Source organism: Bradyrhizobium sp. (assembly GCF_049586575.1).
GTDB lineage: Bacteria > Pseudomonadota > Alphaproteobacteria > Rhizobiales > Xanthobacteraceae > Bradyrhizobium.
The window spans coordinates 1-8,294 of record NZ_JBAVCF010000716.1 but is presented as its reverse complement, the minus strand read 5'-3'; the positions used below and the strand labels follow the sequence as shown (position 1 = coordinate 8,294).

Below are 8,294 nucleotides of genomic sequence, written 5' to 3'. Positions count from 1 at the left end.
GCCTTGTCGTTGCCGAGATAGCCGCCGAGCGCCTTGATACCCCAAGGCACGCGCGACGGAGCGACAATTGGAGCAAACGCGCTTGCCGCACGATAGCGGCCGGGATGACGCAAGGCGGCCGTCAGCGCCCCGTGACCGCCCATGGAGTGCCCCATGATGGATTGCCGGCCGGTATCGGCGGGAAAATGTTCCGCGACGAGCTTCGGCAACTCCTCGGTTACATAGCTCCACATGCGGTAATTCCGCGAGAAGGGCGCTTCCGTCGCGTCGACGTAGAAGCCGGCACCCAAACCAAAATCATACGAATTCGCGGGATCGCCCGGCACGCCTTCGCCTCGCGGGCTGGTGTCGGGAGCTATAAAGATCAGTCCATGTTCGGCGCACGCGCCGCGAAATTCTCCTTTCTCGGTCACGTTGGCATGGGTGCAGGTCAGCCCCGACAAATACCAGACCGTTGCCAGTTTCGTGCCTTCGCGATGTGGAGGAACGTAAACCGAGAAGGTCATGTCGGTCTCGGTCTGCTGGCTGGCGTGCCGATACACGCCCTCGATACCGCCATACGACTTGTTCAGCGACAAAGTTTGCAGCGCCATGGGCTCGCGCCTCCCGTATGAAGCTATGTTGTTTTCAGGCTACGCCATTCTCGATGGCAAGCCGGACCAGTTCGACCGATGTTCGCACGCCGAGTTTTTGGCGGATGATCGACGAGGTATTCGCGACCGTCTTGTAGGGCGAATGAACAAGCCAGGCAATTTCAGAAAGACTCTTTCCCGCGCTCAGTAGCCGCAGGATTTCCAGTTCGCGTGAGCTCAGCTTGGACATCGGGTTATTGGTCATCGTGGGGCCGGCAAAGGCCACGCTTCGCGCCAACTCGGGCGGCAAATAAACGCCGCCCTTTTCAACCTCATGGATCGCTTCGACCAGATCCTGCGGATCGCCGGTTTTGGACACAAAGCCCTTGGCCCCAATCTCGATGGCTCGCGCGACGAAGACCGGGTCGTGATTCATGCTGAACATGATGATGCGCGCGCCCGCGTCTTGCGCCAACAGACGGCGCGCCAGTTCGAACCCCGATACCGTCGGCAGGTTGATATCGATCAGGCAGATGTCCGGTTGTTCGCTAATGAAGATGCGCTCCGCGCTTTCGGCATCAGGGGCTTCAAGGAAAATGATGTCAGGTTCATCTGCGAGCACGGTCCGGCAGCCGGACGCAACGATCGGATGATCATCTGCGATCAAAACGCGCATGCCCATGCCCCGCATCGGTCTCGTTTTTGCATCGAATCACTCGAACAGCCGGCGCCGAAAACCTCAATCCGCCATGCAACTTGGGCGACAATGCGGTACGCTTCGGATTAGACAGACGCGTGTTCCGTCTGTCAACGCCGCCGATGAGGAACTGAAATCGGCGCGATGGGGATCCTCATGTGGCAAAAACTATCGTTGCGTTCCCGTATCAACCTGCTGCTGGCGCTGGTGCTGACACTGGGCTTGGCCATCAACGTAGCGCGGCTGGTGCTGGAGGCCGGGCCTCGCGTTCAGGCGGAGGATCAAAGCATAACCCGACTGGCGCGCGAATTTGTTGAAACCATTGTGGTGGGATTGAGCGAAGCGCCGGACCCCGAGGGACGGCTGGATCAGATCGTCCAGGATCTCAAGCGGCTGCGTCATGTCAGCATCACGCGGCCAGCCGATGCAGGCACTCCGGCAGAGGTTCGCGAGGAGGACGACGATGCGCGATCGGTACCGGAGTGGTTTGTCACGCTCGTGCACCCCAAAACAACGTCCGTTAACGTGCCCATCTCGATTCGTGGCAAGAGCACCGCGCTTGTCATCACGTCGATCCCGAACGACGAGATCGCAGAAATCTGGGATGGAATATTGACGCAGCTTGCAATCGGCTCGGCGGTTGCGCTCGCGCTGCTTCTGATCACCATGACCGTCGTCGGCCGCGCGCTGACGCCGCTGGAAGCGCTCTCGCAGGCGATGAGCGGGATCGAAGCCGGGTCGTACAGCGTCCACATCGAGCCCGGAGGGGCGCCCGAACTTGCCGCGATCTGTGCCAAAATGAATCACCTTGCCGAAACGTTGGGAGAAGCCGTTGAGGAAAAGCGGCGGCTCGCCGAGCGCGCCGTATCGCTGCAAGACCGCGAACGTGAGGAGATCGCGCGCGAACTGCATGACGAGTTTGGACCATATCTCTTTGCCCTGCGAGTTAACGCCGGCGCCTTGATTCGGCTTGCGCAGACGGGGACGCCTGACGCAGATGGCGTGCGCAAACATAGTGGCGTGATTCTGGAGCAGATCAACGATCTCCAGCAATTCACGCGCAGGATCCTGGAAAGGCTGCGGCCGGTCGGACTCGCCGAATTGGGCTTACGCGAAGCGCTCGCCGCTTTGCTGCGACTGTGGAACGAATCCCATCCCGAGGTTGAAATCGAGACGACGATTTCACGCGCGCTCGGCGAAACCGGAGAAACCGCCGACCTGACCATCTATCGGATCGTGCAGGAAGCGCTGACCAATGTGTTCCGCCATGCCCGAGCGACGGCCGTGAATGTCAGCATCGAGCCCGCGGAGCGGCTGCCCGGAGGGTCGGGCAATCGCGACTACGCCCGCGTTCGGGTGCGCGACAACGGTCGCGGTTTGAAGCCTGGCGAAAAGTTCGGTTTCGGTTTGACCGGGATGCGCGAACGGATCCTGGCATTAGGGGGAACGCTGACGGTAGCTTCCGGAGAGGGCGGTGTCACCATCGAGGCGATGGTTCCCACCCACGTCCTCTAGCATTCGGGAATTTTCCCGAACACTTCGGGACCTTTTGCATATGCGCTGCGGCGACAGCGCATTAATATCATCTGCACCGGGGGAACGAAGCGGATGAGTTTTCGGGTCCTGCTTATTGCATCGATCGCGGCGGCAACTGTTGTTACTGAAAGTGAGCAAGCCTGCGCTCAAAATGCGCGAGACAATGGAAGCTACACCACGGAGCTGCCGCCCGTCGAAGTTGCCCCTCCCGCGACCAGCGCCAAACCCGCGGCGAGGCGCCGCAGAACAGAAGCTCGACCGACTACGGCGGCCCGGTCGACCGCGACAGCGCTTCGGGTCTATCCAACATCGCCGGTGGCCACTCCAAGTACGGCTCTGGCCGTCGATAAAGTCCCATCCAGTATCAACTTTGTGAATACGCCGGAAATTGAACGCACCAATTCTCTCAACGTCATGGAAGCCCTGCAGCAGAACGTGGCCGGGGTTAACATCAGCAACGTCGCCGGAAATGAATTTCAGTCCAACCTCGAGTTCCGCGGGTTTGTCGCATCGCCCGTCTCGGGCACGCCGCAGGGATTGGCGGTCTATCAGAACGGGGTTCGCGTCAATGAGGCGTTTGGCGACACTGTCAATTGGGACCTGATACCGACCGCAGCGATCAAGTCTATCGCCGTGGTGACGAACAATCCAGCCTTTGGCCTCAACGCACTCGGCGGCGCCGTCACCGTCCAGATGAAGGATGGCTTCAACTATCACGGCGTCGGGTGGGACACCATGGGCGGTTCATTCGGCCGTATCCAGAGTTCGTTGCAGTGGGGCAAACAGGTCGACGATTGGGCGGTCTATGGTGCCCTGGAAGCAGTCCACGACGATGGCTACCGCTTTTTTGGGACGTCGAATGTCCGTCGTTTCTACAGCGACATCGGCTATCGGAACGACGGCAACGAATTCCATCTCAACATCGGCGCCGCCGAGAACCAATTCGGTGCGGCCACCACGACTCCGGTCGAATTGCTGCAGCAAAACTGGGCCGCGACCTACACCACACCGCAGACCACCCAGCACCAGGTCGGCTATTTGAACCTGACGGCCAAGGTCGAGGCGACGCCAACGTGGACGATCGAAGGGGTCGCCCACTACCGGGCGTTCACCCAGCAAACCCAGGACGGCAATCCGACAGGGGCGCAACCCTGTACGGCCGACGCGACCCTTCTTTGTTTCGGCGACGGCACCACACCGGCATTCGGTCTTAACGGGCAGCAGCTTTCCAATCCATTCCCCGCGGATGCAATCCTGGGAGAAATCGATCGAACATACACCTCTACGAACACCGGCGGGTTCTCGCTGCAAGCGACGAACACCGATCAACTGTTCGGTCACGACAATCGTTTTGTCGTCGGCACCAGCTTCGATGCCAGCGTGACGCATTTCGGAGCCGGTGCAGAGATTGGCACGATCGACAACAATTACGTCGTGAACGGCAGCGGCATCTTGCTCGGGACGTCCGGCAGCCCGGTCTCGGACGGACCGGTATCGCTCCGAACGACCAACCAATATACCGGGCTCTACGCGCTCGATACCTTCGATGTCACCAAGGCCTTCTCGATCACCGCCGGCGGTCGTTTCAACGACGCCCGCATTGTCCTGCAGGACCAGATTGGCACCGCGCTCAACGGCAACGAAACCTACGACCGTTTCAATCCGATCATCGGCGGCACCTACAAGATCACATCCGGGCTGACCGCTTACGCAAGCTATTCGGAATCCAACCGTGCGCCGACCCCGCTAGAGCTTGGCTGCGCCAATCCCGCCATGCCTTGCATCATCGCGACGTTCCTGGTTTCCGACCCACCGCTGAAGCAGGTGGTATCGCATACCTATGAGGCCGGCTTCAGGGGAAGCCAGGATTTGAGCTTCGGCAAACTCGAATGGAAACTGGGTGGTTTCCGCGCCACCAATACCGACGACATTCTCTCGATTCCCGATCCGATAACGTCACTGCAGGGGTTTGGCTATTTCCAGAACGTCGGTGACACGCGCCGGCAAGGCATCGAGGCGGAAGCCAACCTCAAATCGTCTGCATGGCAGTTTCGTACAAGTTACGCCTTCATTGACGCGCGCTTCCTCGATGCCTTGCAGCTCGGCTCGAACAGCCCGTTCGCCGACCCCACCACTGGCAACATTCAGGTGTTGCCAGGCAATATCATCCCGGCGATTCCACGCCATCGCATCAAGGCCAGCTTCGACTATTCGGTCACGGACGCGTTCAAGGTCGGCGGCGACGCGCTGTATGTCAGCAGCCAATATTTCGTGGGCGACCAATCCAATCAGTTCCAGCAATTGCCTGGCTATGCCGTCTTCAACGTTCACGCTTCCTACCAGATCGACAAGACGTACCAGGTCTATGCTCGCGTCGATAACATCCTCGACAATCGCTATGCGACATACGGCACCTTCTTCGACACGACCTCGGTCCCGAATTTCGCCAATGGCGGGAACCAATTCACCGATCCGCGCTCGCTTAGCCCGGCTCGGCCGCGCGCTTTCTATGCCGGCCTGAAGGCGACTTTTTGAAGCAAACGGCAGCGGCGCACATACGAGCACGCCGCTTGATTTGGCCCGCCAAGGCCGGATGGAGGGCGCCAAGTAAACAGACAAATACACTCGGCTACATAAGCAGCTGATTTCATTAGTTATTTCAAACGTCGTCGAGCATCGGCGAGCGGCACAAAACAGCATCCGTGGTTGACGGCGTGCTGCGTGCCGCCATAAACAGGCGCGGCGAAGTTGGATGGCAAGCGGTTCTCCGCCAGCATCCAAAGATCGTTTGATCTCAACGCATGGAAGGGTGGCCGAGTGGTTTAAGGCACCGGTCTTGAAAACCGGCGTGCCCGCAAGGGTACCGTGGGTTCGAATCCCACCCCTTCCGCCATAAGCCGTTGGGCCGCAGCTTCCAAGCCCACATTCAGCCTTCTACGCACAGGTGCCGCGGTGGGGACGGCGGTCGGCCTGAGGTGGCTGAGCCAAACCGCGACCCGGCTCATTCTGCCGGACATCCTTCTCGCCGCAGGCATTCAATTGGTCTTCTTCTGAAGGTGCGAGGAAAAGCGAAAATGTTGGGCTGTAAATTGGGAGTGGCTACTTCGGCGAGGCGGCGGACGGATGGAATAATTGTTGCCCGTTCACCTGATATGCGCCAATTGCCTGCTGCCCCTCTGGCGAAACCAGCCAATCCGCGAAAACCTTCGCCGCGTCGAGCCTCGCCACCCGGTGCTTTCCAGGGTTCAATTCAATCACGTCATAGCGGTTGATAAGACGCGCGTCTCCCTCGACGACGATTATCAGCGATCCCTTGTTGTTAAAGCTGAGCCACGTCGCTCGGTCGGTTAGCGTGTAAGCATTCGTCGCGCTTGCTGCATTGAGCGCTTGTCCCATTCCACCGCCGATATCGTGATACCATTCTTCTGAAATCAGGGTTTCCGAGGTACGGCCTGCGGCTCGCCACAGCCGCAACTCGGCGGCGTTCGTCCCACTTCGGTCACCCCGCGAAACGAAAGCGGCCCGGGCGGATGCTATCGCCTTCAAGGCCGCAACACTGTCTTTGCTGCCTAGAACGCGAGCCGGGTCGCTCGACGGCCCAACGACAATAAAATCATTCCAGGCGACCTGCCGAACCGTCAAGCCATACCCTTCGTCTATAAATTCCCGCTCTGCCTCCGGGTCGTGAACCAGCAACACGTCCGCATCACCTCGCCGCGCCGTGTCCAGCGCCTTACCTGTTCCCTGCGCTACCACGTTGACGGTGATGCCCGTCTTGGCTGTGAACTGTGGGAGAACGTTCGCCAATAATCCGGATGCTTCGACCGAAGTTGTCGAGGCCAATACGATGGATTTCTCAGTGGCCGCACTCGCGTTTATCGCAGCGAGGATTCCAACTAACACCAGGCTATATCGAAACGCGATCATACCTCGTCGCTCCCTGCCGTTCGCGCCCGTCCTGCCAATGCGAAGACCGTCGCACTGACCGAAATGCTGATCCCGACCAAGACCGCGCCCAAAGCCAAAGCCAATGACAGGTCTCCCTGACTCGTTTGAAGTGCAATGGCCGTGGTCATCGTTCTGGTCAATCCGCGAATGTTACCGCCGACAAGGATCACCGCGCCGACCTCCGAAACAGTGCGGCCGAAGCCGGCCAAGACGGCCGTCACAACGTCAGCACGGATGGTCATCAGGATTTGCGGAAGGGCCTGCAATCGTGTCGCACCGTCCATAGTAAGTTCATCGCCGTAGCGCGCCCAAGCCCTCTCGCTGGCACGATGCACGAGCGCGGTGATGATGGGTACGGCAAGGATCGTCTGCGCGATCACCATAGCCGCGGGCGTGAAGAGTAGTTCGAGGAATCCGAGAGGCCCTGATCGGGACAGGGCCAGATACAGTACCAGTCCGACAACGACTGGCGGCAACCCGAAAAATGCGTTGATCAAGACGATGGTCAATCGCTGCCCGGTAAACGGAAAAATCGCAAGAGCCGCCCCAATCGGCAGGCTAACGGCTGCCGCAGCGACCGTCGCCGCCAAGCTAACGCTGATCGAAAGTCCAACAATCTCCAGGAAATCGCGCAACCAGCAACCATCCCAACAGTAAGGGAGCAACGTAGGCTCCGCAACACAGCCGGGCAACTACCTTCCGTGCCCGCCACCTGCGCCAGGCCGGGATGCCATGCGCGAAAGCTACGGCGCGAGGCCGGGATCCGAGCTAGAAATCCTGTCATCAGGCCGGACGAGGGGAGCGATGCCATGACTCGGCAGATGAAACTGATAGGCTTTCTCCAAGCCCAGAACTGTTCGAACTATCCGGCCTCCTGGCGTCACCCTTCGTCGAAACCGAACTGGTTCTCACGCGAATATTACGAGGACATCGGGCGCACGCTGGAGCGAGGAAAATTCCAGCTCGCGTTCTTTGACGACCGGCTTGCGATACCGGACCGCTATGGCGATGATTTCAGGGAAACGATCCGCCATGGCATTCGCGCGGCCAAGCTCGATCCCGTCGCGGTCGCTCTCACAATGGGGCTTGCGACCAGCCGCCTTGGCATCGGCGTCACCTACTCGACGACGTATTATGAGCCGTTCCACGTTGCGCGGGTGTTTGCAACGGTCGATCTTCTGCTGAACGGCCGCGCCGCCTGGAACGTCGTCACCTCGCTGAACGATTCGGAAGCCGCCAATTTCGGCGCATCAAAACATCTCGGCCACGATCTGCGGTATGACCGCGCCGACGAATTTATGGAGGTCGTGCTCGGGCACTGGAATAGCTGGGAAGAGGATGCCATCTGCTTCGATCGCGAGAGCGGTCTGTTCGCCGATCCGGCGAAGGTGCACCGCCTCGACCATCAAGGCAACTTCTTCAAATCGCGCGGGCCTTTCACGGTGCCGCGTTCGCCGCAGGGACATCCCGTCATCATCCAGGCCGGACAAAGCGGCCGGGGCAAGCAATTCGCCGCGCGATGGGGCGAATTGATCTTCGTG

7 protein-coding genes and 1 tRNA gene are annotated in these 8,294 nt (G+C 59.7%); 4 read left to right on the top strand and 4 right to left on the bottom strand.

The window, feature by feature from the left end; translation table 11 throughout:
* Together WB528_RS26145 and WB528_RS26140 are read right to left on the bottom strand one after the other, a co-directional pair.
* A partial coding sequence (locus tag WB528_RS26145) for an alpha/beta hydrolase-fold protein (RefSeq protein ID WP_423892163.1) occupies nucleotides 1-593 on the bottom strand: 593 nt, incomplete at its 3' end.
* Nucleotides 594-627: 34 nt separating this feature from the next.
* A complete protein-coding gene (locus WB528_RS26140; RefSeq protein ID WP_423892161.1) occupies nucleotides 628-1,248 on the bottom strand; it encodes a response regulator in 621 nt (206 codons plus the stop codon).
* Between the two features lie 177 nt (nucleotides 1,249-1,425).
* Here WB528_RS26140 and WB528_RS26135 point away from each other — a divergent pair, with 177 nt between their 5' ends.
* From WB528_RS26135 to WB528_RS26125, 3 genes are all read left to right on the top strand, one after another.
* Nucleotides 1,426-2,784, top strand: coding sequence for a histidine kinase (locus tag WB528_RS26135; protein ID WP_423892159.1), 1,359 nt, complete (start codon nucleotides 1,426-1,428; stop codon nucleotides 2,782-2,784).
* Nucleotides 2,785-2,877: 93 nt separating this feature from the next.
* Complete coding sequence (locus tag WB528_RS26130; protein WP_423892157.1) at nucleotides 2,878-5,340, top strand: TonB-dependent receptor; 2,463 nt, start codon at nucleotides 2,878-2,880, stop codon at nucleotides 5,338-5,340.
* A 268-nt stretch (nucleotides 5,341-5,608) separates the two neighbouring features.
* Nucleotides 5,609-5,698: transfer RNA gene (locus WB528_RS26125), tRNA-Ser, on the top strand.
* Between the two features lie 206 nt (nucleotides 5,699-5,904).
* On the opposite strand, the gene WB528_RS26120 is transcribed toward WB528_RS26125, so the two are convergent.
* Both WB528_RS26120 and WB528_RS26115 read right to left on the bottom strand, forming a co-directional pair.
* Nucleotides 5,905-6,732 (bottom strand): substrate-binding domain-containing protein, encoded by an 828-nt coding sequence (locus WB528_RS26120; protein WP_423892155.1) that lies wholly within the window; start codon nucleotides 6,730-6,732, stop codon nucleotides 5,905-5,907.
* Nucleotides 6,729-7,388, bottom strand: coding sequence for an ABC transporter permease (locus WB528_RS26115; RefSeq protein WP_423892153.1), 660 nt, complete (start codon nucleotides 7,386-7,388; stop codon nucleotides 6,729-6,731). The genes WB528_RS26120 and WB528_RS26115 overlap by 4 nt, the downstream gene beginning before the upstream one ends.
* 174 nt (nucleotides 7,389-7,562) lie before the next feature.
* On the opposite strand from WB528_RS26115, the gene WB528_RS26110 reads away from it, so the two are divergent.
* The coding region (locus WB528_RS26110; RefSeq protein ID WP_423892152.1) for an NtaA/DmoA family FMN-dependent monooxygenase at nucleotides 7,563-8,294 on the top strand (732 nt) is incomplete at its 3' end.